Origin of the sequence: Lentzea sokolovensis, from assembly GCF_033949975.1 — a bacterium.
GTDB lineage: Bacteria > Actinomycetota > Actinomycetes > Mycobacteriales > Pseudonocardiaceae > Lentzea > Lentzea sokolovensis.
On the sequence record NZ_JAXAVU010000001.1, the window covers coordinates 230,053 to 256,789 of the forward strand.

General features: G+C 70.0%; 22 protein-coding genes and 1 pseudogene. 11 read left to right on the forward strand and 12 right to left on the reverse strand.

The annotated features are described in order from the left end of the window. Position 1: 1 nt before the first annotated feature. The gene (locus SK854_RS01100; protein ID WP_319973043.1) at positions 2 to 1,627 is read right to left on the reverse strand and encodes an SLC13 family permease; all 1,626 of its coding nucleotides are present in this window, start codon (positions 1,625 to 1,627) and stop codon (positions 2 to 4) included. 158 nt (positions 1,628 to 1,785) lie between these two features. Here SK854_RS01100 and SK854_RS01105 point away from each other — a divergent pair, with 158 nt between their 5' ends. After that, positions 1,786 to 1,977 (forward strand): hypothetical protein, encoded by a 192-nt coding sequence (locus SK854_RS01105; protein ID WP_319973044.1) that lies wholly within the window; start codon positions 1,786 to 1,788, stop codon positions 1,975 to 1,977. Between the two features lie 13 nt (positions 1,978 to 1,990). Here SK854_RS01105 and SK854_RS01110 read toward each other — a convergent pair whose 3' ends face one another. From SK854_RS01110 to SK854_RS01120, 3 genes are read right to left on the reverse strand one after another with little or no spacing between them, the layout of a single operon-like run. Continuing rightward, complete coding sequence (locus SK854_RS01110; RefSeq protein ID WP_093587879.1) at positions 1,991 to 2,644, reverse strand: response regulator transcription factor; 654 nt, start codon at positions 2,642 to 2,644, stop codon at positions 1,991 to 1,993. After that, positions 2,641 to 3,936 carry a sensor histidine kinase gene (locus SK854_RS01115; protein ID WP_319973045.1) on the reverse strand — a complete coding sequence of 432 codons (1,296 nt, stop codon included), beginning with the start codon at positions 3,934 to 3,936 and terminating at the stop codon, positions 2,641 to 2,643. Before SK854_RS01115 ends, SK854_RS01110 begins: the two co-directional genes overlap by 4 nt. Position 3,937: 1 nt before the next feature. After that, a complete protein-coding gene (locus tag SK854_RS01120; protein WP_319973046.1) occupies positions 3,938 to 4,222 on the reverse strand; it encodes a hypothetical protein in 285 nt (94 codons plus the stop codon). 118 nt (positions 4,223 to 4,340) lie between these two features. Here SK854_RS01120 and SK854_RS01125 point away from each other — a divergent pair, with 118 nt between their 5' ends. The 3 genes from SK854_RS01125 to SK854_RS01135 are packed head-to-tail and all read left to right on the forward strand — an operon-like array spanning position 4,341 to position 10,530. Continuing rightward, complete coding sequence (locus tag SK854_RS01125) at positions 4,341 to 6,890, forward strand: glycoside hydrolase family 97 catalytic domain-containing protein (RefSeq protein WP_319973047.1); 2,550 nt, start codon at positions 4,341 to 4,343, stop codon at positions 6,888 to 6,890. Next, entirely contained in the window at positions 6,884 to 9,745 is a 2,862-nt protein-coding gene (locus SK854_RS01130; protein WP_319973048.1) for a discoidin domain-containing protein, read from the forward strand. The genes SK854_RS01125 and SK854_RS01130 overlap by 7 nt, the downstream gene beginning before the upstream one ends. A 47-nt stretch (positions 9,746 to 9,792) precedes the next feature. Beyond that, positions 9,793 to 10,530, forward strand: a complete 738-nt coding sequence (locus SK854_RS01135) for an alpha/beta fold hydrolase (protein ID WP_319973049.1) — start codon at positions 9,793 to 9,795, stop codon at positions 10,528 to 10,530. Here SK854_RS01135 and SK854_RS01140 read toward each other — a convergent pair. Continuing rightward, a complete protein-coding gene (locus SK854_RS01140; RefSeq protein ID WP_319973050.1) occupies positions 10,520 to 11,014 on the reverse strand; it encodes a metallophosphoesterase family protein in 495 nt (164 codons plus the stop codon). The two genes, SK854_RS01135 and SK854_RS01140, sit on opposite strands and share 11 nt — an antisense overlap. A gap of 85 nt (positions 11,015 to 11,099) precedes the next feature. Between SK854_RS01140 and ku the strand changes: the two are divergent. Beyond that, positions 11,100 to 11,879 (forward strand): annotated as a pseudogene (ku, locus tag SK854_RS01145) (non-homologous end joining protein Ku); the annotation flags it as partial. A 10-nt stretch (positions 11,880 to 11,889) separates the two neighbouring features. Here ku and SK854_RS01150 read toward each other — a convergent pair. Both SK854_RS01150 and SK854_RS01155 read right to left on the reverse strand, forming a co-directional pair. Then, complete coding sequence (locus SK854_RS01150) at positions 11,890 to 12,549, reverse strand: PP2C family protein-serine/threonine phosphatase (protein WP_319973051.1); 660 nt, start codon at positions 12,547 to 12,549, stop codon at positions 11,890 to 11,892. A gap of 70 nt (positions 12,550 to 12,619) precedes the next feature. Then, positions 12,620 to 13,558 carry a helix-turn-helix transcriptional regulator gene (locus SK854_RS01155; RefSeq protein WP_319973052.1) on the reverse strand — a complete coding sequence of 313 codons (939 nt, stop codon included), beginning with the start codon at positions 13,556 to 13,558 and terminating at the stop codon, positions 12,620 to 12,622. 43 nt (positions 13,559 to 13,601) lie between these two features. Between SK854_RS01155 and SK854_RS01160 the strand changes: the two genes are divergently transcribed. Together SK854_RS01160 and SK854_RS01165 are read left to right on the forward strand one after the other, a co-directional pair. Next, the gene (locus SK854_RS01160; protein WP_319973053.1) at positions 13,602 to 14,678 is read left to right on the forward strand and encodes an epoxide hydrolase family protein; all 1,077 of its coding nucleotides are present in this window, start codon (positions 13,602 to 13,604) and stop codon (positions 14,676 to 14,678) included. Positions 14,679 to 14,709: 31 nt separating this feature from the next. Further along, positions 14,710 to 17,316: an AfsR/SARP family transcriptional regulator gene (locus SK854_RS01165; RefSeq protein WP_319973054.1), complete on the forward strand. Its 2,607-nt coding sequence runs from the start codon at positions 14,710 to 14,712 to the stop codon at positions 17,314 to 17,316. Here SK854_RS01165 and SK854_RS01170 read toward each other — a convergent pair. The 4 genes from SK854_RS01170 to SK854_RS01185 all read right to left on the reverse strand — a co-directional run bounded on the left by SK854_RS01170 (position 17,296) and on the right by SK854_RS01185 (position 20,565). Then, positions 17,296 to 18,843, reverse strand: coding sequence for an outer membrane protein assembly factor BamB family protein (locus tag SK854_RS01170; RefSeq protein WP_319973055.1), 1,548 nt, complete (start codon positions 18,841 to 18,843; stop codon positions 17,296 to 17,298). The genes SK854_RS01165 and SK854_RS01170 overlap by 21 nt on opposite strands. 72 nt (positions 18,844 to 18,915) lie before the next feature. Further along, entirely contained in the window at positions 18,916 to 19,140 is a 225-nt protein-coding gene (locus SK854_RS01175) for a hypothetical protein (RefSeq protein ID WP_319973056.1), read from the reverse strand. Between the two features lie 230 nt (positions 19,141 to 19,370). Then, on the reverse strand, positions 19,371 to 19,745 hold the full coding sequence (locus SK854_RS01180; RefSeq protein ID WP_319973057.1) for a hypothetical protein: 375 nt from the start codon (positions 19,743 to 19,745) through the stop codon (positions 19,371 to 19,373). Positions 19,746 to 19,791: 46 nt separating this feature from the next. Then, the gene (locus SK854_RS01185) at positions 19,792 to 20,565 is read right to left on the reverse strand and encodes a TetR/AcrR family transcriptional regulator C-terminal domain-containing protein (protein ID WP_319973058.1); all 774 of its coding nucleotides are present in this window, start codon (positions 20,563 to 20,565) and stop codon (positions 19,792 to 19,794) included. 93 nt (positions 20,566 to 20,658) lie between these two features. On the opposite strand from SK854_RS01185, the gene SK854_RS01190 reads away from it, so the two are divergent. After that, the gene (locus tag SK854_RS01190) at positions 20,659 to 22,917 is read left to right on the forward strand and encodes an excinuclease ABC subunit UvrA (protein WP_319973059.1); all 2,259 of its coding nucleotides are present in this window, start codon (positions 20,659 to 20,661) and stop codon (positions 22,915 to 22,917) included. Further along, positions 22,914 to 23,696, forward strand: coding sequence for a siderophore-interacting protein (locus tag SK854_RS01195; protein ID WP_319973060.1), 783 nt, complete (start codon positions 22,914 to 22,916; stop codon positions 23,694 to 23,696). Before SK854_RS01190 ends, SK854_RS01195 begins: the two co-directional genes overlap by 4 nt. Here the strand turns inward: SK854_RS01195 and SK854_RS01200 are convergent. After that, positions 23,686 to 24,663, reverse strand: coding sequence for a methyltransferase (locus SK854_RS01200; protein ID WP_319973061.1), 978 nt, complete (start codon positions 24,661 to 24,663; stop codon positions 23,686 to 23,688). The two genes, SK854_RS01195 and SK854_RS01200, sit on opposite strands and share 11 nt — an antisense overlap. 157 nt (positions 24,664 to 24,820) lie before the next feature. Here SK854_RS01200 and SK854_RS01205 point away from each other — a divergent pair, with 157 nt between their 5' ends. Together SK854_RS01205 and SK854_RS01210 are read left to right on the forward strand one after the other, a co-directional pair. Then, on the forward strand, positions 24,821 to 25,735 hold the full coding sequence (locus SK854_RS01205; RefSeq protein ID WP_319973062.1) for an ABC transporter permease: 915 nt from the start codon (positions 24,821 to 24,823) through the stop codon (positions 25,733 to 25,735). After that, positions 25,732 to 26,727: an ABC transporter permease gene (locus tag SK854_RS01210; RefSeq protein WP_319973063.1), complete on the forward strand. Its 996-nt coding sequence runs from the start codon at positions 25,732 to 25,734 to the stop codon at positions 26,725 to 26,727. The genes SK854_RS01205 and SK854_RS01210 overlap by 4 nt, the downstream gene beginning before the upstream one ends. Positions 26,728 to 26,737 lie beyond the last annotated feature (10 nt).

Genomic DNA, 26,737 nt, shown 5'->3' on the forward strand with positions numbered 1-26,737 from the left:
CTCATTTCAGTGGGAGGCCGAGGTGCGGCCACAGGAGGACGGCGCAGGCGAGAACGAACGCGCCGGTGATCGGGGCGAGGACCGCGGAGAGCTTGAGCAGATCCTTGGGGCGGTAGGCGTCGGCGAAGAGGGCGACCGGTTTCGCGGACGACGTGAAGGTGTGGCAGAAGCCGGCGGCCGCGGTGGAGGCGAAGGCCAGGGCCGCGGGGTTGAGTCCGGCGGCGACCGCGAGCGGGATGACGATCGGGATCAGCACCGAGGACCGGGCCGAGCGGGACTGGACGACGAGGTGCGCGAGGAGGCTCACCGCGATCACGGTCGGAAGCAGGTGGGACGGACTGATCAGGGTCGCGATGCTCGCTGCCGCGCCGGAGCCGACCAGGGCGGTGCCGAGCATGGTGGTGGCGGCCATGAACAGGAGGAGGGACCACGGGATCTCGGCCATCGCCTGCTTGAGCGTGGTGAGGCCGAGGCGTGGGGTCGTGATGGCGATGGCTCCGGCCAACGCGGTGACCTCGGGTGGGACGTGGTGCCAGGGTTCGGTGAGCCAGGCCGCGGAGACGACGGCGAGGATCGCTACGGCGGTGAGTTCGGGCCTGGTCAGGCCGGCGATCACCGCGCGGATGGTCTTGGGTGCGGCCGGTGGTGCCAGTGGGGCGACCACGCGGGTGAGGGTCGCGGTGGGACGGGTCGAGGCGGGACGGGCCGCAGTGGGGTGGGCCGCAGTGGGGTGGGCCGCAGAGGGGTGGCCTGCCGCGGCGTGGCCTGAGGTGGCGTGGCCTGCCGTGGCATGGGCTGAGGTGGCATGGGCTGAGGTGGGGCCAGCCTCGGTGCAGCGGCCCTCAGCGCGGCGGCCCTCCGCGGGCAGCGGGATGGTCAGCGATCCCGAGAGCGCCCGGAATTGTCGGTGCTGTCTGGGAGAATTAGAACAGGGGACCCCCGGGAGGGGACCCTCGCTCCGCGCTGCCGTGACCAGCGCGGACTCGTCCACGCCGAGCGGTTCCGCGCCGAGACGCTCCGCCCGATCCGCGCGGGTCGTGAAGAGCCACAGCACCACCTCGGCCGTCAGGTGCGCGCTGACCAGGGCGAGCGGCAGCCCCAGCACCAGCCACTGCCCGAACCCGATGCCCTCCCCCGTCGCCTGCTCCAGCAGCGCGCTGGTGATCAGGTGCGCTCCCGCGCCCACCAGGGTCGCCACCGCGGTCAGCAGGATCACCGACGGGAACAGCACCCCGAGGGCACGCGACACCCGCGAGTTCACGCGCTCCCGCAAGGCACCGTGCACGGGCAACGCGAGCGCGGCACGGCCCGAGGTCGAGGGCACGAGGAAAGCGGTGAGCAGCAAGGCGAACGCCGTCAGGTGCAGCAGCCCGCGCACTGAACGCGCACGGCCTGCCAGCGACGTCGCGAGGCGGGCCGGCAGCCCCGATGCCGAGACGCCGGACGCGAGCACGAAGGCCGCGATCAGCAGCCAGGTCGTCGAGCCGCCCAGCACCGCCAGGGCCGAGGCCGGCAGCACTCCGAACAGCAGCAGGACGACCACGGCGGCGAGGGCGACGAACGTGTCGTCGAGCGGTGTGCACGTCCAGAGCACCACCGCCACCGCGAAGACCACCAGCGTCAGCATCACGAGAACGATCCTGCGGCGCCGTGCTGATCCAGCGGTGAAGCCCGGATGAAGGAGCCTTCATCTGACGTGCCGCCGTCACACGTTCAGCGGGTTCTTCAGCCGTCGGACGGAGTCATCCTGATACGAGGCACAGGTGACGTGAGAGGGAGTTCCCGATGCGTCCAGACCCCTTCAACGAATTCCAGGCCAGAGCGCAAAGAGAGCGCGAGAGAGCGAAGAGGCGCGCGGACAGCGAAGAAGGACTCCGGCGTCAGCACCTCGACGTGGGCATGGTGGTGATGGTGATCGTCTGCCTCGTCGCCCTGCTGATCTTCTTCCTCGCCATCACCCCCTCCTGGACCTGGTGACCCGAGGCTCGCACTAGACCAGGCGGTAGCCCATGCCGCGCACGGTCTCCACGCGCTCCGCCCCGATCTTGCGGCGCAGTGAGCGCACGTACACGTCGACCACATTGGACCCGGGGTCGAAGTCGTAGCCCCAGACGTGCGACAGGATCTGCTCGCGCACCAGCACCTGGCCGGGGTGGCGCAGGAACAGCTCCAGCAGAGCGAACTCGCGGGCGGTGAGGTCCACCGAACCGGACGGCAGCACGGCCTGGCGGGTGCGCAGGTCCAGCGACAACGTCCCGGCGGACAGCACGGTGGACTCGGGCACGCCGGGTGGGCGCAGCCGGAGTCGCACGCGGGCCAGCAGTTCCTCGAAGCGGAACGGCTTGGTCATGTAGTCGTCGGCGCCGCCGGACAGACCTGCGACGGTGTCGTGCACGGAGTCACGCGCGGTCAGGATGATCACCGGGGTCTGCACGCCCTGGGCGCGCAGCGAGCGCAGCACGGAGAAGCCGTCCAGGTCCGGCAGTCCGAGGTCGAGCACCACCAGGTCGAAGGACGCAGCCCACGACAACGCGTCCGCGCCGGAGGCGACCACGGACGTGCTGAAGCCGTTGGCGCGCAGTCCTTTCTCCACGAAGGAGGCGATGCGGGCCTCGTCCTCGACGATCAGGATCCGGCCGGTCATCGCGGTACCTCCACCACAAAAGTCGCTCCCTGCCCCGCCACCGAACGTACCCGCACGGCACCGCCGTGCGCGTCGGCGATGGCCTTGACGATCGGCAGGCCGAGGCCCGTGGAGCGGGAGAAGAGCAACGACTCGTCACTCACGCCGGGGCCGGAGTCGGCTATCCAGAACGAGACCGCGGTGTCCACTGAGGATCCGAACCGGATCGTGGAGCCGTCGGTCGTGTGCCGGACCGCGTTCGAGGCGAGTTGCAGGACGGCCTGGGTCACGCGTTGCGGGTCCAGCACGGCCTCGCCCTCGGCGATCGACTCGAGCACCCAGCGGCGGTCGCCCAGGGCGCGCAGCTTGGCGTCGATGTCGCTGGTGAGTTCGGGCAGGCTCACCACGACGGGACGCAGGAAGTCCGGGCGTTCGGACTTGACCAGCAGCAGCAGGTCCTCGACCAGGCGGGCCATGCGGTCGAGCTCGTCGGTGCACAGCCGCACGACGGCGGCGCGTTCCTCCGGTGAGTCGCCCAGCAGTTCCAGGTGGCCGCGGACGATGGTGATCGGCGTGCGCAGTTCGTGGGAGGCGTCGTCGAGGAACTGGCGTTGCAGCCGGAACGAGCGGTCGAGGCGGTCCAGCATCGAGTTGAACTGCTGGGCGAGCGCGGCGACGTCGTCGTTGCCGGAGACCGGGATGCGGCGGGTGAGGTCGTACTCGGTGATCTCGGCCGCCGCCTGGCGGACCACGCGGATCGGCGCGAGGATCACCCCGGCCACGAACCAGGCGATCAGGGCGGCGATCAGCAGCCCCGCCAGCGACACCAGCACCAGCACGCGCACTGTCGAGTGCACCGGGGCGTGCACGCCGTCCTCGAAGTAGCCGGTGACGAACCACATCTCCGCGGGAGCCGCCGCGTGCACCTTCGCCCAGCGGAACGGACCGGCCGGAGTGGACACGACTCCCCACGACGCGCTTGAGGAGGTGATCACGCCCAGCACCGCACGGTCGTTCTCCAGCGCGTAGGTCATCTCGGCACGCTGGACGAGCACACCGCCGGGGAGAACGGCGAGGTGGATCTCGTGCTCGTCGGGGTACTGCAGGCGCAGGTGGGCCTCGGCGACGGCGCGGGCGTCGCCGGCGTGCGTCTCGGCGTACGTGCTGAACTCGCCGGTCTCCTGTTCCAGGGCGCGGTTGACGCGGTCGTCGACGTCGACGAGCAGGAAGCGCCACACCACGACCACGACGGTCCCGAGGACGAGCGTCATGAGGCCGAGGAGCCAGCACATGATCTTCACGCGTGCGGGCACGTCAGTCGTCCTCGCCATCGTCGTCGTCTTCGACCGGCGGTGGCGGGGGCAGCACGGAGCCGGGTGTGGTCGTGGGCACCGCGGAGGAGGACGGGGCGGGCGGAGCCGATCGTCCTATCTGGACCTCCGGTGCTCGCACGTCGGGCGGAACCGGTCGCGCCACGGTGAGCACGAGCAGCACGGCCGCGAGCGCGCACACCACGCTGAGCACGGCCACGAGGACCGTGCCGGTGCGGGCGGACGGCAGCATGCGACTGACGATGCCCCAGCCGGAGTAGTCCCGCATGAGACCAAGATGAAGATCTCTTCATCTGTCCGCAAATCGACTGATAACTATCAGCCTCTTGACCGGGAACGAACGGCCCCACACGATGGGAGCGGTCTCACACCGGGAGCTGACAACGATGTCACGACTGCTCGTACTCGTGCTCGCCCTGCTGTTGCCCGCCGCGCCCGCCGTCGCCGCACCTGCCGACCAGACGGTGACAGGCCCTGGCCAAGTCGTCGCGGAAGTAGCTCTGAACAGCGGAAACCTGACGATAGCCGTACGACGGCAGGGCAGAACGGTGCTCCAGCCCGCCGCGATCGGCCTCACGACGACCACCGCGGACCTCACGAAGGACCTGACGTCCACCGGCCGCAGTGACCGCGTTGTCATCGACCGCTACACCATGCCGACCGGCAAACGGCTGCAGCGCGCCACCCGGATGAACGAGGCCAGGTTCGGCTTCCGCAACGCGAGCGGCAGCTTCGACCTGGTCGTGCGCGCCTCGGCGGACGGCGTGGCCTACCGCTACGTGCTGCCCGCCCCCGCGACGATCACCGGAGAGGCGTCGAGCTTCAGCGTTCCCGCGGACTCGAAGGCGTGGCTGCTCCCCTACAACGCCTGGTACGAGGCCAACCGCGTGCGCACGACCGCGGGCGAGGCCACCGGGGACTTCGGCTACCCGTCGCTCTTCCAGACGGGACAGGACTTCGCGCTGCTCACCGAATCCGATGTGGACGGCCGGTACGCGGGCAGCAGGTTGCGCAAGAGCGGCAACGCATTCCAGGTCGTGCTCGCCGACGCCCAGGTCGCGTCGACCGGAACCACGCCCTGGCGCACCGCGATCGTCGGCGATCTCGGCACGGTCAGCACCTCCACTCTCGTGGACGACCTGGCCAGTCCCGCGAAGTTCGCCGACCAGAGCTGGATCAGGCCGGGCAAGGTCGCCTGGTCGTGGCTGAGCGAGCACTCTAGCCCGAGTGACTTCGCGCGGCAGAAGCAGTACGTGGACTTCGCCGCCCGCAACGGCTGGGAGTACGCGCTGGTCGACGAGGGCTGGAGCGCCGCGTGGGTGCCGGAGCTCATCCGGTACGCCCGCGCGCAGGGCGTGGAGATCCTGCTGTGGCTGCACTGGAGCGACCTCGACACACAGCAGGAACGCGACACCGTGCTGCCCAGGATCAAGCAGTGGGGCGCCAAGGGCGTGAAACTCGACTTCATGGAGTCCGACTCGCAGGACCGTTATCGCTGGTACGACGCGGTGTTGCAGAAGACGGCCGACCTCAAGCTGATGGTCAACTTCCACGGCTCCACCATCCCGCACGGCCTCGCGCGCACGTGGCCGCACGTGCTCACGATGGAGGCCGTGCGCGGCGCCGAGAACTACCCGCCCGCCGCCAACAACCCCGTGCAGTTCTTCACCCGCAACGTCGCCGGCTCGATGGACTACACGCCCGTGTCGCTCGAAGTCGGCACGAAGGAGGCGTCGATCGCGCACGAGGTGGCGCTGCCGGTCGTCTACGAGTCGGGCTGGACGCACTTCGCGGACAAACCCGAGGCCTACGAACGGCATCCGCAGGCGTTGCGCTACCTCGACCAGATCCCGACGATCTGGGACGAGACCAGGCTGCTCAACGGCGACCCGGACTCGCACGCCGTGGTCGCGCGCCGCAACGGCGACAAGTGGTTCGTCGGCGGCATCGCCACCCAGGACCTCACTCTCCAGGCGCCGCTCGGGTTCCTCGGCGGCGGGCAGTGGCTGGTCGAGACCGTCCGCGACCCCGCCATCAGGGCCGACGTCGTCCGCGACGGCCAGATCCTGCGCGGTTCCGACACCCTCGGCGTACCGGTCAAGCGCAACGGCGGCTTCGCGGCGGTCATCTGCCGGTACCGGCCGGGCTTGCAGACCTGCGACCAGCCGATCCGGCAGGTCCCGAAGACCACGTTGACCGTCGCGCCTTCCGGACAGGTCGACACCCCGGCGGGGTCGACCGTCGAGGTGGCCGGCACGTTCACCAACGGCGACAAGGAGATCCGCGACGTCAAGCTGACCGCGACCGCACCCGAGGGCTGGTCCGTCAGCGGACCGGCCGTGCAACGCCGCAGGCTCGCGCCGGGCGAGTCGATCAGCGGTAGCTGGCAGCTCCGAGCCGGCACGCGGGTCGGCCCGGTGGACGTGCCGATCGTCGCCACCTTCGGCGGCGTGCACGTCGAGCAGGCGGTCAAGGCGTTCGTGCCGCCCCCGACGCCGGCGAACGGGGCCCAGGTCAGCGATCTGCCGTTCATGAGCGAGACCAACGGCTGGGGCCCGGTGGAACGCGACAGGTCCAACGGCGAGAACACCGGGGGCGACGGCAACGTGCTGACCGTCGGTGGCGTCACCTACGCCAAGGGACTCGGCACGCACGCGCCGTCCGAGGTCTCGGTCTACCTCGGACGCGGCTGCGAGCACTTCACCGCGAAGATCGGCCTCGACGACGAGACCGGACAACCGGGCTCGGTCTCGTTCCAGGTCTACGGCGACGACAAACCGTTGTACGACAGCGGAGTCATAGCAGGTAAGGGCGCGGCGGTGCCGATCGACGTCGACGTCAGCGACGTCCGGATGCTCAGCCTGCGCGTCACCGACGGCGGCGACGGCCGCAACTTCGACCACGCCGACTGGGCGGAGGCGGCGCTGACGTGCTGATCAACCGCAGAACGTTCCTCTACGCCACGGGTGTGCTGGCGGTCGCGCCGAAAGTCTCGTTCGCACAGCTCAGGGACACCTACTACGAGGTGCTGCTCAGACACACGAGGTGGGCCGAGACGCAGTACGACGCCACGGCCGGACGGTATCGGCGCACGGACTTCGGGTTCGCGGTCGTGCTCGGCAACGCCGTCCTGCTCACCAGAGGCACCTACGACGCGTCCCTGGCGGGCGTCGAGAAGGACGTCCTGCGCGACCACACGCTCGCCACGATCAAGCACTTCGCGGCGAGCAACGTGCTGGCGGGCGGCACCGAGTGGGGCAAGACCCTGTTCTGGGACACCACGTTCCAGTCCTACTTCGTCCTGGCCGCCCGGCTGCTCTGGCCGGACCTCGACGCGCAGACCCGAGCGAACGTGGAGACGATCGCACGCGGCCAGGCCGACTACACGACCTCACTCGGCACCGCGAACGACCCGCGTTCCGGCAGCTGGACGCCGAACGGTCTCACCGGCGGTCATCGCGGCGACACCAAGCTGGAGGAGATGGGCGTCTACGCCCAGTCGCTCGCGCCCGGACTGGCCTGGCACGGCGACGGGCCTGGCTGGCGCGAGGCGTTCGGCCGCTGGAGCCGCAACGAGGCGGGACTGCCCGCCGCCGACCTGGCCAATCCCTCCACAGTGGACGGAACGCCGATCTCGGCCAACACCGCGACGAACCTGCACGACACGTTCATCGTCGAGAACCACGGCTCGTTCGGCCCGCACTACCAGGAAGAACTCTGGCGCACCTCCGGCCGCAACTCCGTGCACTTCCTGCTCGCCGGAAGGCCGCTGCCCGAGGTGCTGACCAAGCAGCCCAACGGGGAGCTGTTGTGGCGCACCATCCTCGCCACGATGAGCGACGCCGGCGAGCCGTTGATGCCGATGGTCAACGACCGGGAACACCTCTACGGCCGTGACGTCATCCCGCTCGCCTTCCGCTCCACGGTGCTGCGCGACCCGATGGCGGCGTGGGCCGAGTCAGCCCTCGCGTCGCGGCTGCTCGCCTACCAGGCACATCCGCCCGTGTACCGGTTGGCGAAGTTCTCCGGCGAGGCCAAGTACGAGCCGGAGGCACGCGCGGAGCTCGCGATCAGCTATCTGCTGCACGAACTGCGCCCACCGGTGGCCCCGGCAACGGACTTCTTCACCCGCGCCGCGATCACGATCGACCACGGCGCCGACCCCGGTCTGCTGACGCACCAGTCGGCGGCCGCGTGGGCGGGCACGGTGACCAAGCCGGGGTTCACGAAGCTCGCCTGGCAGCCCGCGCACGACGACTGGCTGTTCAAGATCAGCGGCGCGACCCCGATGCTGCTGCCACCGGCGGCCGTCACCGGACGCAACACCGTTGCCTACCAACGGATACGAGACGGTTTCGACGCGACCGCGAGTGTCCTGCGGTTCGCGGACGGGTTCGCCGGCACCGCCACCCTGCCGACCGGCACGATCGTGTGCGCACTCCCCCGCCCCGGCCGTGTCGACGTGCACAACCTCGCGATGGCCGGGATGCCCGGCCTCACCGGTTCCCGCACCTACACGGGATCGGCGGGCCGCGTCACGGTCCAGGCGCGAGAAGGGTTCCGGGTCGACGAGCTGACGTTGCCGGAGACGTCCGCGCGTCACGTCCGCATGGTCGGCATCACCCCGCACCCGACCTACGGCTACTCGTTGTTCGAGTTCGAGGTGGGCCGGGGAACGGTGACGGCGTCGTCGTTCGATCCCGGCTACGAACCGGCGAAGGCGACCGACGGCGATCCGGGCACGCGCTGGGCCGTCGCACGTGCCGAACGCGGCCGCGCGGACAGCTGGATCTCCGTCGACCTCGGCGCCGCCACGACCGTGCACCGCGTGCGCTTGCGTTGGGAGACAGCGGCCGCGGGCGCGTACCGCGTCGAGACGTCGCTGGACGGCGCCGTGTGGACGACGGTGGCCGAATACCCGCGACCGGATCTCAGCACGCCGGGCTGGCTCGACGTGGACGGCCGGGCGGGGTTCGTCTCACGGTCCTCGGAGCCGATCACGGTGCAGGGCGACACGATCACCGTGCCCGCGGGACTCGTCGAGGGGTACGTCCGAGCCGATCTGCGCAAGATCGCGGCGGAGCAGGCCCCGCAGTGCCCTCCAGGAGTGCGGGCGAGCACCGCGGACGGGTTCCTCAGCCTGTTCAACCTGTCCGGCGCCGACGTCACCGGAACCGTCCGGCTGCGCGGCACCCGCCTGTACCGCGGCACGCAGGTCACCACCCGCGACGGCACCGACTACGCGCTGACCCTGCCCTCCGCCACCGCGCGGATCGAGGCTCCCTGGTTCACCGCCCGCGGCATCCCGCCGGGCATCACCGCCGTCGTGCACGACGGGCAGCGGGTCACTTTTCGCGGGGGCCCGGCCATGTTCGTGCTGACCCACCGCGACGGCCGCAGCCTCCCGGTCGTGCTGGGCAGGGCCGAGCGCACGGTGAGCATGCCGCCGGCCACGCCGTTCCCGATCAACGACCTGGCGCTGGGCCGCGTCACGTTCCCGAACTCCGTGCTGCCACCCGGCATGAGCGATCCGGCCGCGGCGGTCGACGGCGAGCAGCACACCGCGTGGAAGCCGGGACCGAACGGCCGCATGGTCGTCGACCTCGGCACGACCCGCGCGATCGGCGAGGTCGATCTGCAGTGGACGGTCGGGCCGGCGCCACCGCACACCGTCACGTACAGCGTGGACGGCAAGACCTACGGCACCGACGCCACCGCGCGGTACGTCGCCGTGTCGACCGGCTGGCGACCAGGGCATGCTTCTCTTCGCTCCATCGTGGTGCGAACATGATGGTTTAGTCACCGAACAGTCGGCAATCCACAGTCATGTTCGACGGATTGCGATCCGCCTCCCGCGAGAGCGTGGTCAGGGCGGTGTGGGACGTGCCGAGGTTGCTGCGCCACCCGGTGTGGCGCAGCACGGATCCACACGAGGGCAACGGGCTCGGCGTCGTGCTCGTGCCGGGTTTCGGCGCCGGTGAGGCCAGCCTGTCCCCCGCGGGGTCGTGGTTGCGCGCTCGCGGCTACCACCCTGGCCGCTCCGGAGTCGGGTTCACCATCGGCTGCACCGCGGAACTGCTGACGAAGCTCCTGCACAGCACCGAGAAGCACGTCGAGCTCACCGGCCGTCCGGTGGTGCTGCTCGGCCAGAGCCGCGGCGGCTGGCTCGCGCGACTCGCCGCCGCCCGGCGTCCCGACCTCGTGCACGGCCTGGTGATGCTGGGCAGCCCCGTGCTCGACCCGATGGGCGCGCATCCCAACGTCCTGCGCGTCGCCCGGTTCCTGACCCGCCTGGCCGCCGCGGGTGTGCCCGGGCTGCTCGACGACGACTGCATGCGCGGGCCTTGCTACGACGACCACATCAAGGCGCTCGCCGAGCCGTTGAAGGTCCCCGCGATCTCCATCTTCTCGCGGCTGGACGGCATTGTGCCGTGGGAGCTGTGCCAGGACCCGTGCGCGGAATGCGTCGAGGTGCGCAGCACGCACACCGGCATGGGGTTCGACCCGCAGGTCTACGAGGCACTCGGCCCGCGACTCGCGGCCTGGGCGCGGAAGGACGTCGAAGTCACCGCGTGACCGGCACGATCCGGGCGTCCAGCAGCACGCCGTCCTCGACGTCCAGCAACCCGATGGTGCCCTGCGGCTGACGACGCTTGTCCGTGGGCGAGCCGGGGTTGAACACCCGGACGCCGTCCTCCTGCTCGTCCCACGGGATGTGCGAGTGTCCGAACACGACGAGCTTGGCTGCGGGGAACCGGCGACGCATCCTCGCCATCCGGCCGGCCTTCTGGCCGCTGTCGTGGATCATCGCGAACGGCAGCCCGCCGATCTCGGCCTCGACCACGTCCGGCGCGCCCCAGGCCACCACGTCGGGCCCGTCGTTGTTGCCGCACACCGCGATGACGGGCGCGTACTGCGCCAGCTCGTCCAGCACCGGCGCCACGCAGACGTCTCCGCCGTGCAGGATCAGGTCCGCCGACCGCAGGTGTGACGCCACCGAGGCAGGGCACCGCTTCCAGAACCGCGGCGCGTGCGTGTCGGACAGCACGACGACTCTCACGGTTGCGACCGTAACAACCCCGGCCGCACGCGGCTCTTCGGCTACTCGACGAGTAACCGCGCGCTCCGCTGGGTACCTGACCTGCATGGCGAGGGCGATCTGGAGCGGTTCGGTCAGTTTTGGACTCGTGAGCATCCCGGTGGAGCTGTACAGCGCCACCGTGGACCACACCGTGCACTTCAACCAGTTCCAGCGCGGCACGTCCGACCGCATCCGCTACAAGCGCGTGAACGAGCGCACCGGCCGCGAGGTGCCCTACGACAAGATCGTGAAGGGGCACGAGGTCGACAGCGGCGAGTACGTGGTCGTGGAGCCGGAGGAACTGGACGAGATCGCGCCGGGCCGCAGCCGCACGCTCGACATCGAGGCGTTCGTGGACATCGACGAGATCGACCCGGTGCACTTCCAGAAGACCTACTGGCTCGGGCCGGCCAAGCCCGAGTTCTCCCGCCCGTACCTGCTTCTCGCGCAGGCGATGAAGAAGACGAACCGGGCAGGCATCGCCATGTTCGTCATGCGCGGCAAGCAGTACCTGACGGCGTTGACGGAGGACAAGGGCATTCTCGCGGTGCACACGCTGTTCTTCGCGGACGAGATCCGCAAGCCGAAGGACGTGCTGGACGTGACGCCGGAGGGCCGGGCGCCGCGCGGCAAGGAGCTCGACATGGCGGTGTCGCTGGTCGAGTCCATGGCCGACGAGTGGCGGCCCAAGAACTACCGCGACACCTACACCGAGCGCGTCACCAAGCTGATCAAGGCCAAGCAGAAGGGCCGCAAGGTCAAGGTCGAGGACGAGCCCGCCGAGGCCACCGGGGTCGTGGACCTCATGGAGGCGTTGCAGCGCAGCGTCGAGGCCAGCAAGAAGAAGCGGAAGGTCAGCTGACCACGAGCGCTGTCGCGTTGTCGGTGCCGCGCGCATAGAGAGCCGCACGCACCAAACGTTCTGCTGAGGCGTGCCCGGACATGATCGCCTCGATCCCGTTGTGCCCCAACGGCCCGTAGACACCATCGGACACGAGGGCGAGGCGCGGTGCGCGAGTCGTCGCACGGCCGATGTTATCGGGTGTCGCGTGGCGGACGGTGTTCGTGACGACGTGTTCCATCCGCGGTTCGGCCTTGATGCCGCGCTCGCGGAAGTACTCGGCGACCGTGTGGTCCGTGGTGAGCTGAACCAGGTCCGAGCCGTTCGAGGCGTACGCGCGGGAGTCGCCTGCCCACGCCACGTCGAAGCCGCCGCCGGGACGGGCCGTGGCGACGACGATCACCGCGTCACCGGCGTGCACCTGCAGGGCATCGTGGGCGGCGAGGATCGCGGTGACCGGGTCGGCGAGCAGGGCGGCGGCTCGGGCGGCCGCCCACGCGGCTTCGGCGGCGGACGCGGAGTCGCCCACGCCATCGGCCACCACGAACGTACGGCGGTGCTGGGCGAAGGCGTCGGCGTTGTACTTGCGCGGCCCGCGCTCCGACGCGTGGGTCACGGTGAGCGCGGTGCCCAACGGCGCGGTGGCCAGTGGCATGGTGCGATCGATCAGCATGGCGGACCTCCCTGACCTCCACTAAGCCGCGTGCAGCTAGGAGTCTGCTGTCAGGACCCTGAGAAATTCTCTAGAACTTCGCCGCCCTGCGAAACCGGTCCGCGGCTCGGAGCAGTGCCGTGGCCAGTTCCGGCGGGGAGACGACTTCGAACTCGACCGTGATGCTCGCGAGCATGAACACCACGTCGTCCATGGTCTCGCCTCCGACCCGGACATGGCACGACGTTTCGTCCACAGCCAAAACCTCGCCGTAGCTGCGCCACTCCACGGCCTCCGACGCGGGCACGCTCAGTCGCACGACGCCCTGCACGGGCCACCGGTCGGCGACGCGTGCCGCCACGAACGCCCCCGCGTCGCCGCCCGGAATCTCACGGGGTGTGAAGCGGGCGCCGAACGGGGTCCGCACGCTCATCCGATCGAGCCGAAAAGTCCGCCAGTCCTCCCGCGCGAGATCCCACGCGACCAGATACCAGCGCCGGCCCCACGTCACGAGCCGATGCGGCTCGGCCTCCCGCTGCGACTCCTCCCCCGCGTGCCCGACATAGCCGAACCGGATCCGTTGCCGGTCGCGGCAGGCCGTCCCGACCAGCGTCAGCAACCCGGCGTCGACCGACGGAGGCGCCGAGGTGTGCGGCACCGTCGCGATCTCCAGTGCCGCGACCCGATGCCGCAACGCGGACGGCAGCACCTGCTCGACCTTCAGCAACGCGCGCACGGCCGTCTCACCGATGTTCTCGATGCCACTCGCGGTGCGCAGCCCGACCGCCACGGCCACGGCCTCGTCGTCGTCCAGCAGCAACGGCGGCAACTGCGCGCCCGACCCGAGCCGGTAACCGCCACCGGACGTGCCCATGGACGCGTGCACCGGGTAGTCGAGCGAACGAAGCCGGTCGACGTCACGCCGGACCGTGCGCGTGGTGACGCCCAACCGGTCCGCGAGCTCCGCGCCGGACCACTCACGGCGGGACTGCAGCAGACCGAGCAACTTCAACAAACGAGCAGAGGCCACTGTAGGACCGTAACTGTCCTACAGGGGAAATAGCGTCGACGGCATGAAGCCGTTCGAGATCTCCATCCCCCAGTCCGACCTCGACGACCTGCACCACCGCCTCGACCAGACCCGCTGGCCGAACGACCCCGCGGGCGCGAGCTGGGCCCAGGGCACGCCACAACGACGCCTGCGGGAACTCGTGGACCACTGGCGGAACTTCGACTGGCGCGAACAGGAACGGCGGCTCAACAAGATCCCGCAGTTCCTCACCGAGATCGACGGCGCACAGGTGCACTTCCTGCACGTCCGCAGCGCCAAGGAGAACGCCGAACCGCTGCTGCTCACCCACGGCTGGCCGGCGACGGGTTTCGCGTTCGAGGAGATGATCGAACCGCTGGCCCGCGACTTCCACCTGGTGATCCCGTCGGTGCCCGGCTTCGGTTTCTCCGGACCCACCCAGGAGCTCGGCTGGACCATCCCCCGCGTGGCCGACGTGTTCGCGGAACTCATGCGGCGCCTGGGCTACCAGAGCTATCTCGCGCACGGCTACGACTTCGGCGCCAAGCTCACGCGCGAACTCGGCATGCGCGACGAGGTGAAAGCCGTCCACGTCAACCAGATCTTCTCCGCCGGCGTCACCCAGGAGACGGCGGACGTGGAGGTCGAGGCCGAGCGCAGGTCCGTGGAGAAGGCTTTCCGGTACGAGTACGAACAGTTCGGCTACGTGTCGATGCAGAGCACGCGGCCGCAGTCGGTCGCCCACGCGCTCACCGACTCGCCGGTCGCGCAGCTGGAGTGGATCGAATGGGCGTTCCACACGTGGAGCGACCCGGAGATCGGGGTACCCCTCGACGCGCTGCTGACCAACGTCTCGATCTTCTGGTTCACCCGGACCGCGGGCTCGTCGGCGCGCTACTACCAGGAGGGCGACGAGACGTGGGGCGAGCTGGAACCGCCGTCGGCGACACCGACCTCGGTCGCGGTGTTCCCGCACGACGTGGGCGTGCCGATCCGGCGGATGGCCGAGCGCAACCACACCGTCGTGCGGTGGACGGAGATGGCGCGCGGCGGGCACTTCGCGGCGTTGGAGGTGCCGGAGCTGATGGTCGCGGAACTGAGAGAGGCGTTTCTTTTGTGAGGTCTCCGCTGGACCGACTACGGTGATCACCGTGCGGTTCACGGTCTTCGGCGGGGTCTCGGCACGAACGGGCGACCGCACGACCGAGTTCGGCCCGACCCGGCTGGGGGCTCTGCTCGGCGTCCTGCTCGTCGACGCGGGCCGGGTGGTGAGCGCCGACGAACTGGTCGAACGCGTCCTGGGCGACGCGCCGCCACCCCGTGCCCGCGCGATGATGCAGACGTGGCTGACCAGGCTGCGGCACTCGTTGCCCGGCCTGGTCGAACGCGACGGAGCCGGCTACCGGGTGCGGGTCGATCCGCTGGAGATCGACCTGCACCTGTTCCGGCACCTCGTGCGCACCGGCCGCACCACCGAGGCGCTCGCTCTCGCCGGCAGACCTCTTCTGTCCACACTGGACACTCCGTGGGCCCGGCAGCAACGCGCGGGCTTCGCGGACGAGCTGCTCGCCGCCCGGCTCGACCACGTCGACGCCCGGCTGGCCCAGGACGAGCACTCGGCGCTGGTTCCCGAGTTGCAGGCCCTCGCGGCGGAACGCCCGCTGGACGAACGGATCGCGGCCCAGCTGATCGAGGCGTTGCACGGCAGCGGACGCGCGGCGGAGGCGTTGCGGCACTTCGAGATCGTGCGCGCCCGGCTCGCCGCCGAGCTGGGCGCCGAACCGTCCCGGCACCTCGCGACCCTGCACCGCCGGCTGCAGACCGCCTCCGCGCCCAGGCAGTTGCCGGCCGCGCCCAAGCCGTTCACCGGCCGGGCGCTGGAGCTCGCGGAGCTCGACCGGGAACCGAACGGCGTCGTGGTGATCACCGGCACCGGCGGCGTCGGCAAGACCTCGCTCGCCGTGCACTGGGCGCACCGCGTGGCGGCCCGGTTCCCGGACGGCCAGCTCTACGTGAACCTGCACGGGTTCGGGCCGAGCGGCGCGGCGGTGAGCCCCGGTGACGCGTTGCTGCGGTTCCTCTCCGCGCTCGACGTGCCGCGCGCCCAGGTGCCGCACGACCTCGCCGGGCAGTCGGCGTTGCTGCGGGACGCGCTCGCCGACAAGCGCGTGCTCATGCTGCTGGACAACGCGACGGACGCCGACCAGATCGAGCCGTTGCTGCCGCGCACGCCGAACGCGCACGTGGTGATCACGAGTCGTACGACGCTGCACCCCGCGCACTCCCACGCGTTGCCGTTGGGACTGCTGCCGCCCGACGACGCCCGCGAACTGCTGGCCGCCCGCATCGGGCACGACCGCGCGCGTGCGGAACCGGACGCGGTCGACACGGTGGTGCGCCGCTGCGCCCGTCTGCCGCTGGCGCTCGCGGTGGCCGGGGCGCGCGCGGCGACGCAGCCGGAGTTCCCGCTGGCGACGCTCGCGGACGAGCTGGCCGACCTCGACGCGTTCGCCGACGACGATGACGTCACGGCGGACCTGCGTTCGGTGTTCTCCCACTCCTGCAAGGCGTTGAGCCCCGCGGCGCTGCGGCTGTTCCGGCTGCTCGGGCTCATGCCGGGCTCGGACATCAGCCTCGCCGGCGCCGCGTCGCTCGCCGGGCTCGACGAGCGGGAGACCGGCACGCTGCTCGCCGAACTGGCACGGGCGAACCTGCTCGACGAACCGGAACCGGGCCGGTTCACCTGCCACGACCTGCTCCGCGACTACGCGGCCGAGCTCGCCCTCGCCGGCGAACGGGACGAGGCGCTGCACCGGTTGCTCGACCACCTCGCGCTGACGAGCGTCGAGGCGGCCGTCGCGTACACGCCCAGCCGCCGTCGCCCGGCGACCCCGGAACCGGCCGCGGGCGTGGTGGTCCACCGGTTCGGCACGCACGAGGAAGCGCTGGCGTGGCTCATGGCCGAGCACCCGGCGCTGATGGCGGCGATGCCCCACGGCACCGCGACCCAGACGTGGCTCATGGGCTGGTCGCTCGCCGACGCGCTGGACCGCCAGGCCCGCTACCGGGATCTGCTGACGTCCCAACAACTCGCGGTCGCCGCGGTCGAGCAGCTCGACGACGCCGACGGCCTGGGCCGCACGCTGATCAACCTCGGCCGCAGCCTGAGCCGCATGCGCAGGCCCGACGAGGCCACGGCCGCACTGCACCGCGCGTTCGACGTCTACGAGGGCGACCCGGCGGGCCAGGCCGGGGTGCTGCTGAACATCGCGATGCTGACCCCGGACGACCGGATCGCCGAGGCGCTGGAGCACACGCGGCGCGGTCTCGCGTTGTTCGAGGAGTGCGGCGACTCCTACGGGCAGGCCAACGCGCTGACCGGGCTCGCGTGGGGCCACGCCAAGCTCGGCGAGTACGCCAGGACCGTGGAGTACGCGGAGCGCGCGATGCGGATGTGGCGGGCGATGGACCACCTGATCGGCCAGGCCGAGGCGTGGGACAACCTGGGCATGGGCCACCTCGGGCTGGGCGAGCACGCGAAGGCCGCCGAGGCGTTCACCCGGTCGTCCGAGATGTTCCGGCTCGGCGGCGACCTGGCACACGAAGCCGGTGCGCACGAACAGCTCGGCGACACCCACGCGGCCGCGGGTGACGCCGAGCCGGCTCGGGAGGCCTGGCGGAAGGCCGTCGAACTGCGCACGGAGGCCGGCCTTCCGACCGACCTCGTGCGCGCGAAACTACAGGCCGAAGGCGAGTAGCACGCTGCCGTTCGGATTCGTGAACTCCGGGTAGTAGCCGGACTGCACGTACACCATGCCGTCCGACACCACCGCACCCGTGCCGGGACCGGACATCGTGCCGCCACGCCCGGTCAGCCCGTTGACACCGCGAACGTCCTGCACGGTGTCGTAGGTCCAGATGATCCTGCCGGTCTTCGCTTCGTACGCGCGGAACTTGCCGTCCGCGGCGCCGAGCCAGACCACGCCCGGCGTGCTGGACACCGGCAGGCCGTGCGCCCGCGCACAGCTCGGCTGGCCCGCGGCCCCGCCCGTCGTGCAGCCGTCCTCGGGCGCCGGGGTCTCCCACAGCACCTGGCCGGTGGCCGGGTCGACCGCGAAGAGCTTGCCGGGCTCGGCGTAGTAGGTCGCGATGTAGAGCCGCTTGCCGTCGTAGCTCGATCCCCACTGGATGCCGGAGACGCCACCGCTGGGCAGCGGCACGCCGAGCTGACGACGCCACACGACCTGTCCCGTCGAGGCGTCGAACACGTGGTACACACCGGACTTCTGGCCGACGCCGACGAGCTGACGGCCGTTGACCACGAACAGGTTCGGCGTGGCCCCGATGTCGTAGTCGAGGTTGGTGCCGTCCTTGAGTCCCGGGCAGTACCCCTCGGCGTCGGGGGTGTTGCACGCGTCGCGCCAGGTGTCGGCGTCGGTGACCTGGTTGGTCCACTTCACCGCGCCGGTGCGGGCGTTGAGCGCGAGCAGCGAGTCGAACTCGCCGCCCTTGCCGGTGTAGTTCTGGCCGGTGCCGACGTACAGGGTGCCGGTCCTGCGGTCGATCACCGGCGAGCTCCACACCCCGGCGCCCGAAGGCTCGAACCGCTTGGCGCCGTTGGGCCACGTGCCGACCTCGACCGGTTCCGGCACCGTGTAGTGGCGCCACACCAGCGCGCCGGTGTCGATGTCGTAGGCGTCGATGTGACCCCGGAACGTGCAGCAGGCGTGCGTGATGGGCAGCGTGTTCTCCGCACTGGACGTGCCCACGTACAGCAGTCCGTTGTGGACGATCGGCGAACTGGTGGTGGTCGAGGCGATGCCGTCGTCCATCTGCACCTGCCACCTGAGCCGGCCGGTGCGCTGGTCGAGCGCGTAGAGGCGGCTGGCGTTGTCACCGAAGAAGACCTTGCCCTCGGCGACCGTCGGACCGTCGGAGTTGTACGCGTACCGGTCGGCCGACGGGAGCGCGAACTCCCACTTCGCCTTGCCGGTGCGCGCGTCCCTGGCGTAGAACTTCCGGTCCGGGCCACCGAAGTAGATGGTGTCCCCTACGACAGCGGGCTGGCTGCGGACGCCGTTGAGCTCGCTCTTCGGATAGGCGAACGCCCACTTGAGCTTGAGCTTTCCGGCGTTGCCCGCGTGGAGCCTCCACTCCGCGGCGTTGTGCCGGGATCCGTTGAGGTCCTTCTGCCACCCCGCCCAGTCGCCGTTGGCGTGCGCCGTCGCGGGTGACGCGGTCAGCACTACTAGCGCCGTCGTGAGCAGCGCTGTGGTCTTGAGCATGAGTTTCCCCCTTCCACCACCAACCCTGGCAGCGGAGGAAGGGGGAAACACCCAAAGAAGGTCTGGTGGAAATTAGCCGATCGGTTGATGTGTCACGACGTCGACGCCGTTCACGCTCACCGGCACGACCACGAAACCCTGCCGTGCCAACTCCTCTGCGAGGTAGTCGTACCCGCGGTGGCTCGGGAACGCGTCCCCGGCAGGACACGGCCACTGGTCGTGGGCGCCCGGCTTCCAGCAACCGTGCGCGAGCAACACCAACGGGTGTTCACCGACGAGCGTGCGTGGCGCGTGCACGACCGAGGTGAGTTCGAGATCCGCGACGGGTCCATCCGGTTCGGTGTGAAGCCGGGCATTTGAAAGGCCCGATCACCGAGCGAGTGCTCGACCTTCCTGACACCGAGGCCGGGGGCCGCGGAGGTGGTCGGCGCGGCCAGCACCATCGCCATCACGACGGCGGCCGCGGCTTTTCCGATTGCCATGCGCTGATCTCACCCGGAACTTGTGGTCGTCCTGTGAGGGGGCTGTCACGGTTCTGCCACAGCGAGATGGCCGGCGAACCTGGCGAACCGCTCCGCCAGCGGTCCCGTGCCCGCGACGACCTCGCGCCACAGCTCACGGTGCCCGTCGAGCGAGAACCGGTCGTCCACCAGCACCACCACGAACCCCTGCCGCGCCAGTTCCTGCGCGTACACATCGGACCCGCGGAAGTGGAACACCACCGGCCGCACACCGACGAGCGTGCGCGGCGCGTGCACGACACCGGTCAGCGAACCGGCCTCGTAGCGCGTGGACGTGGTCGCGGGGCGGTAGTCGTCGTCCTGCGAGGGTGCGGCCGCCGTGCTCTGCGCCGTCAGCACCAGGGCGCACGCAACGGCAACAAGGACTCTGCCGAAAACCATGAGCACGATCTCATCGAGTCCGTGTGCACTGAACGTCCGGACTATGTCACGGTTTTGCTACAGCGCCTTCTACGCCGTCGAGCAACACTTTCAATCCGCCGCGGAAGTTCTCCACGGCGTCGTTCTCCAGATACGGCAGTTCCGGATCGATAGGCTCTCTATCGTTCTCCAGCAAATGCAGCATGGGGAACTTCTTCGCCAGGTCAGGCTCGATCTCCAGCAGCACGGCGGACCGCGCGTACCACCACTCCTCGTCGGCCTCCCCGGTCGCGCCACCGGCCGCGCGGGCCTCCGCGACGGTCTGGGCCGCGCCGCGCACGAAGTAGTTGACGGCACCGACGATGCCGCGCAACTCCCGGCCGGGCAGCCCGGTCGGCACCAGGATCGCGGCCAGCGCCTCGATCACCGCGAACTCGTGCGGGCCGAGCACCGGGCGGGCCTGCGACACCTGCAGCACCCACGGGTGTCGGCCGTAGAACTCCCACATGTCCGTCGCCCACCGCGTGACGGCGGCGCGCCAGCCGTCGTCCAGCTCGTACGACGTCGGCAGCTCGGCCATCGCCCGGTCGTACATCAGGTCGACCAGCTCGTTCTTGCCCGGCACGTACGTGTAGAGCGCCATGGCGGTGCGCCCGAGCCGCTCCCCCACCGCACGCATCGAGAACGCCATGCCGTGCTCGTCGGCGACCGCGATGGCCGCGTCGACGATCGCGTCCACGCTCAGTCCGGGCTTCGGACCGGAACGCTTCTCCGCGACCGACGCCCGCCAGAGCAGCTCGATGGAACGGCGCGGGTCGCCCTGACCTGCGTAGACGACCACGGTTGCGACTCCTTACAACGTAAAGTAACCTTGCCGGTCGATACTTTACTGCATAAAGAATCAGTTTTGAAACCAAACACGGGGGAAGCAGCCTTGAACGCTGTCGCAGACAGCCATGACGTGATCCAGGTCCGCGGAGCGAGAGAGAACAACCTCGCGGACGTGTCGCTCGACGTCCCCAAGCGGCGCCTGACCGTCTTCACCGGCGTGTCCGGTTCCGGCAAGTCCTCGCTGGTCTTCGGCACGATCGCGGCCGAGTCCCAGCGCATGATCAACGAGACCTACACCGCGTTCCTGCAGTCGTTCATGCCGTCGATCGGCCGCCCGGACGTCGACGCGCTGCACAACCTGAGCGCGGCGATCATCGTCGACCAGGAACGCATGGGCGCGAACTCCCGCTCCACCGTCGGCACCGCCACCGACGCCCACACCATGCTCCGGATCGTGTTCAGCCGGCTCGGGGAGCCGCACGTCGGCACGTCCGGCGCGTTCAGCTTCAACCTGCCCGAAGGCATGTGCCCGGCCTGCGAGGGCCTGGGCAAGGTCACCACCATCGACGTGGACGCCATCGTCGACCGGACCAAGTCCCTCAACGACGGCGCGATCGACGCCCCCAACTACGGCGTCGGCACCTGGTACTGGCAGGTGCTCGCGAACTCCGGGCTCTACCCCGCCGATCGACCGATCTCGACGTTCACCGAGCAGCAGCTCGACGACTTCCTCTACAAGCCGACGACGAAGCTGAACGTCAACGGCACCAACGTCACCTACGACGGCCTGATCGCGAAGCTGCAGCGCACGATCCTCAGCAAGGACCGCGAGTCCATGCAGCCGCACATCCGCGCGTTCGTCGACAAGGCCGTCACCTTCGCGACCTGCCAGGACTGCGACGGCGCGCGCATCAACCAGGCGGCGTTGAACTCGAAGATCCGCGGCGTGAACATCGCGGACTGCTGCGCCATGCAGATCAGCGACCTCGCGAAGTTCGTGCACGCCATCGACGACCCGTCCGTCGCGCCACTGCTCGCCACCCTGCGCGACACGCTCGACTCCCTGGTCGAGATCGGCCTCGGCTACCTGTCGCTCGACCGCGAGTCCGGCACGCTGTCCGGCGGCGAGTCGCAACGCGTGAAGATGGTGCGGCACCTGGGTTCCTCGCTCACCGACATCACCTACGTGTTCGACGAACCGACCGTCGGCCTGCACCCGCACGACATCCGGCGGATGAACGACCTCCTGCTGCGCCTGCGGGACAAGGGCAACACCGTCCTCGTCGTGGAGCACAAGCCGGAGACCATCGAGATCGCCGACCACGTCGTCGACCTCGGCCCCGGCGCGGGCGTCAACGGCGGCCACCTCTGCTACTCCGGCGACGTGGCCGGCCTGCGCGCGTCCGGCACGCTGACCGGCCGCCACCTCGACCACCGGGCCAAGCTGCGGTCGGAGTTCCGCTCCCCCAAGGGTTTCCTGACGATCAACGGCGCCCGCACCAACAACCTCAAGGACGTCTCGGTCGACCTGCCGCTCGGGGTGCTGACCGTCGTCACCGGCGTCGCGGGGTCCGGCAAGTCGTCGCTCATCCACGGCTCGCTGCGCAAGGGCCCGGACGTCGTGACGGTCGACCAGTCGCCGATCCGCGGCTCACGGCGGTCCAACCCCGCCACCTACACCGGTCTCCTCGACTCGGTCCGGACCGCCTTCGCCAAGGCCAACGGCGTCAAGGCCGCGTTGTTCAGCGCGAACTCCGAAGGCGCGTGCGAGAACTGCAAGGGCATCGGGCTCGTCTACACCGACCTCGCGATGATGGCCGGCGTCGCCACGGTCTGCGAGAAGTGCGAGGGCAAGCGGTTCACGCCCGAGGTGCTGCGCTACACGTTGCGGGGCAAGAACATCAGCGAGGTGCTCGGCATGTCCGTCGCCGACGCCCGCGACTTCTTCCCGTCCGGCCAGGCCCACGCGGTGCTGAGCCGCCTGCACGACGTCGGCCTGTCGTACCTGTCACTCGGCCAGCCGCTGACCACGCTGTCCGGCGGTGAGCGGCAACGACTGAAGCTCGCGATCCACATGGCGGAGAAGGCCTCGACGTACGTGCTGGACGAACCCACGTCCGGCCTGCACCTCGCGGACGTCGACCAGCTGCTCGGGCTGCTGGACCAGCTGATCGACGTCGGCAACACGGTGATCGTGATCGAGCACCACCTCGCCGTGATGGCGCACGCCGACTGGATCGTCGACATGGGCCCCGGCGCGGGCCACGACGGCGGCCAGGTCGTCTTCTCCGGCACGCCCGGCGAGCTCGTGTCCACTTCGGACACCCTGACCGCCCGGCACCTGAAGGAGTACCTGTCGTGAGCCTGCTGACCGTCACCTCCGTCCGGCCGGTCACCCCGCGCATGACGCGGATGACGTTCACCGGACCTGGCCTGCACGAGATCGGCACCTGGCCGGACCAGCAGCTCAAGCTGCTCTTCCCGCGACCGGGCGGATCGGCGCACGTGTCGGACGCCCCGGACGTCGGCAGCTGGTACCAGGCCTACCTGGCCATGCCCGAGTCCGAACGGCCCTGGATGCGCAGCTTCACCGTCCGGTCGCTGGCCGACGGCGTGCTGACCATCGACTTCGTGCTGCACGGCGACAACGGCCCCGCGTCGAGGTGGGCGGCCAACGCACGCGTGGGCGACGTCATCGGCCGTTTCGGGCCGTCGCCGGAGTACGCCCGTCCGCTCGGCACCGCGGACCTGCTGGTGTTCGCGGGCGACGAAACGGCGTTGCCCGCGATCGGCTCGCTGCTGGAGCTGCTGCCCGAATCGCAGGAACGGCTGGTGTTCGTCGAGGTCGCGGATCGGTTGGAGGAACAGGACATCCCCGGCGTGCGGTGGATTCACCGCAGTGCCGGGGAGAACCTGGTCTCGGTGGTGACGGCGGCCGAGGTGCCGTCGCCGGTGTGGGTGTGGCTCGGCGGCGAGACCTCCGCGGTTCGCGTGCTGCGCAGACACTTCGTCGGCCTCGGAGTGTCCAAGAAGGACATCGAGTTCGGCGGCTACTGGCGGCGGGCGCTCACCCAGGACGACGCCCCGACCTCCGGCGACCTCACCGAGGCCCAGGAACGGATCGCCGCGCTCAGCGAGTGAACTCGATCAGGCTGCGCCCGCCGGCCACCTGAGTCACGGACTCCACCCGGAGTCCGTGCGCCGCCGCCAACCGTTCGAAGTCGTGGAGCTCTCGGTCCCGCCCACCGAAGTGCACGAGCATGACGAGGTCGAACTCGCTGTTCCCGCCGAGAGTCTCCACGACGAGCACCCGTCCGCCCGCGGGCAGGGCCTCGACACAGCGCGCCAGAATCCGGTGCGCCCGCTCGTCATCCCAGTTGTGCAGGATGTCGAACAGCAGGTACGCGTCACCGCCGGACGGCAGCGGATCGAAGAAGCTGCCACCGGTCACCTCTGCGCGATCGGCGAGACCGTGCTCGCGGAACAACGCACGTGCGCCCGCCGCCGACTCCTCCAGGTCGACCAGGTGCCCGCGCATGCCCGGGTTGGCGGCCAGGACCGCGGCGAGCAGGCTGCCGTGCCCGCCACCGACGTCCACGACGGTGCCGAACCGCGCCCAGTCGAAACCCGCCACGATCCGCGGAATCGAGTCGCGCACGCGGTTGTTCATCTGCCGGTCGAAGGCGTCTCGCAGGTGCGGCTGCTCGGCCAGGTCGGTCCAGAAGCCCTGGCCATAACGCACCGGGTAGGCGGGCTCACCGGTGCGGATGCTGTGGATCAGGTCGATGAACGCCAGATCGGCGCGTCCGGCGGCGGTGTCCTGGTGCAACTGGTTGTTCAGGCCGTTGCCCGCATCGGCGCCGAGCAACGCGCCGAGATCGGTCGTGCGGTAGCCGTCGTCTGTCAGCTCGGCCACACCGAGAGTCGTCAGGTGGCCCAGGAGCAGGTCGAGGGCGAGCGGGTCGACCTCGAGTTCGGGCGCGAGTTCGTGGGCGGTGGCCGGGTTGTCCCGCAGGCGGTCCGGCAGCCCCAGGGTCACGGCGACCCGGAGAGCCATCGGCGTGACCAGCCCGGACATCTGTCGAAGCCGTTGTACGTCGGTGTCCACGTGGATTCACCCTGCCACCACGCGCAACTTAATTTCGGTCAACACTGAAGCAATAGTGTTAACCCATTCTCAGCCAGTGGACGTGGACGACGGCGTCACTCGATCGGATTAAGTTGCGCCGCGACAGATCATCACGCCCGAGAAGCAGGTCACGCCGTTGTCCACTCCCGTCGCGCGGTCCGTGCCCGCCGCGATCAGATCGGTGCTCGCCCGCGATCGCTGGGCGCTCGCCGGCACCGTCACCGTCGTGGTGATCGGTCTGGTCGCGATCTTCGCGGACGTCCTCACCGCCATCGAGGGCCACGACCCGTACACCTACGACGCGACCGCGCTGGACCCGGAAAGCGGTCTGCCCGCCGGGTCGTTCGGCGGGGTGAGCGGCGAGCACTGGTTCGGCGTTGAGCCGCTGACCGGGCGCGACCTGTTCGCCATCGTCGTGCACGGCGCGCGGACGTCGTTCCTGATCGGGCTCGCGGCCACCCTGGTGTCCATCGGGCTCGGAGTGCTGATCGGCGCGGCCGCCGGATACCTGGGCGGCTGGATCGACCGGGTGATCACCTGGAGCGCCGACGTCTTCCTGGGGTTCCCGTACCTGGTTTTCATGATCGCGATCGGCGCGGTGGTGCCGGTCGAGTTCCCGCGGGCGCTGCTGCTGATAGTGGTGATCGGGTTCTTCGGCTGGCCGTCGACCGCGCGGATCGTGCGGGCGCAGGTGCTCACGTTGAAGGAACGCAACTTCGTGAAGGCCGCACGGGTGCTCGGCGCGTCGCCGTGGCAGGTGTTCCGCACCGAGCTGCTGCCGAACCTCTGGGGACCGGTGCTGGTCATGGCAACGTTGTCGGTGCCGGGCAAGATCGGGCTGGAGGCCGCGCTGTCGTTCCTCGGCGTCGGGGTGCTGCCGCCGACGCCGAGCTGGGGCCGGTCCATCAGCGCCGCGATCGACTGGGTCCGCGTCGACCCCGCCTACCTGCTGTTCCCCGGCCTCGCGCTGTTCGCGGTCACGTGGGGGTTCAACGCGGCCGGTGACGGGCTGCGGGACGCGCTCGACCCCAGGTCGGTGACCCGCCGATGAAAACGCTCAGGTACGCCCTGGCACGGCTCGGCGGCATGGTGCTCGTGCTGCTGATCGTCGCTTTCTGCACGTTCGTCGTGTTCTACCTGGTGCCGTCGGATCCGGCGCTGCTGGCGTGCGGCAAGCCGTGCACGCCGGAGAACCTCGCGCTGGCGCGGGAGTTCATGGGCTTCGACGAGCCGTGGTGGCAGCAGTTCCTCACGTTCCTCGGCGGCATCTTCACCGGCCGCACGTTCGGCACCGGCGCGACCGCGATCCACTGCGCCGCACCGTGCTTCGGCTACTCGTTCCGGCAGAACGCCGACGTGCTGGAGCTGATCGGCGACCGGCTGCCGGTGACGTTCTCGCTCGCGATCGGCGCCGCCGTGCTGTGGGTCGGCGTGGGCGTGGCGATCGGCGTGTACGCCGCGCTGCGCAAGGACTCCTGGTTCGACCGCGCCGCGCTGGCCGGGTCGGTGATCGGCGTGTCCGCGCCGGTGTACCTGGTGGGGCTGCTCGGGATTCTCGTGCTCGGCTTCCAGCTCAACGTGGTGCCGGTCGGCAACTACACCGCGTTCAGCGAGGACCCGGTGCGCTGGGCGTGGGGGCTGGTGCTGCCGTGGTGCGTGCTGGCGTTCGCGCACGGCGCCCACTACGTGAAGCTCACCCGCTCGCAGATGCTCGAAACGATGAGCGAGGACTTCATCCGCACCGCACGGGCCAAGGGCGTGCCGGAACGGACCGTCGTCGGCAAACACGCGCTGCGCAACGTGTTGCTGCCCGTCGTGACGCTGACCGGCATCGAGTTCGGGTCGCTGCTCGGCGGCGCCGTCATCACCGAACGGGTGTTCAGCCTGCCGGGCCTGGGCGGCCTGCTCATCGAGGCGGTGCACGCCCGCGACCTGCCGACCCTGCTCGGCTGCACCCTGTTCGCAGGTTTTCTCGTAGTCGTCGCCAACGCCGTCGTCGACCTGTCCTACGGCGTGCTCGATCCGCGAGCACGGCTCACCTGAGGGAGGAAAG

What these genes read in the sequence shown, in the direction of transcription:
- SK854_RS01100 (WP_319973043.1), bottom strand. Translation starts at nt 1,627, where the DNA reads ATGCTGACGCTGGTGGTCTTCGCGGTGGCGGTGGTGCTCTGGACGTGC.
- SK854_RS01105 (WP_319973044.1), top strand. Translation starts at nt 1,786, where the DNA reads ATGCGTCCAGACCCCTTCAACGAATTCCAGGCCAGAGCGCAAAGAGAG.
- SK854_RS01110 (WP_093587879.1), bottom strand. Translation starts at nt 2,644, where the DNA reads ATGACCGGCCGGATCCTGATCGTCGAGGACGAGGCCCGCATCGCCTCC.
- SK854_RS01120 (WP_319973046.1), bottom strand. Translation starts at nt 4,222, where the DNA reads ATGCGGGACTACTCCGGCTGGGGCATCGTCAGTCGCATGCTGCCGTCC.
- SK854_RS01125 (WP_319973047.1), top strand. Translation starts at nt 4,341, where the DNA reads ATGTCACGACTGCTCGTACTCGTGCTCGCCCTGCTGTTGCCCGCCGCG.
- SK854_RS01150 (WP_319973051.1), bottom strand. Translation starts at nt 12,549, where the DNA reads ATGCTGATCGATCGCACCATGCCACTGGCCACCGCGCCGTTGGGCACC.
- SK854_RS01160 (WP_319973053.1), top strand. Translation starts at nt 13,602, where the DNA reads ATGAAGCCGTTCGAGATCTCCATCCCCCAGTCCGACCTCGACGACCTG.
- SK854_RS01170 (WP_319973055.1), bottom strand. Translation starts at nt 18,843, where the DNA reads ATGCTCAAGACCACAGCGCTGCTCACGACGGCGCTAGTAGTGCTGACC.
- SK854_RS01180 (WP_319973057.1), bottom strand. Translation starts at nt 19,745, where the DNA reads ATGGTTTTCGGCAGAGTCCTTGTTGCCGTTGCGTGCGCCCTGGTGCTG.
- SK854_RS01210 (WP_319973063.1), top strand. Translation starts at nt 25,732, where the DNA reads ATGAAAACGCTCAGGTACGCCCTGGCACGGCTCGGCGGCATGGTGCTC.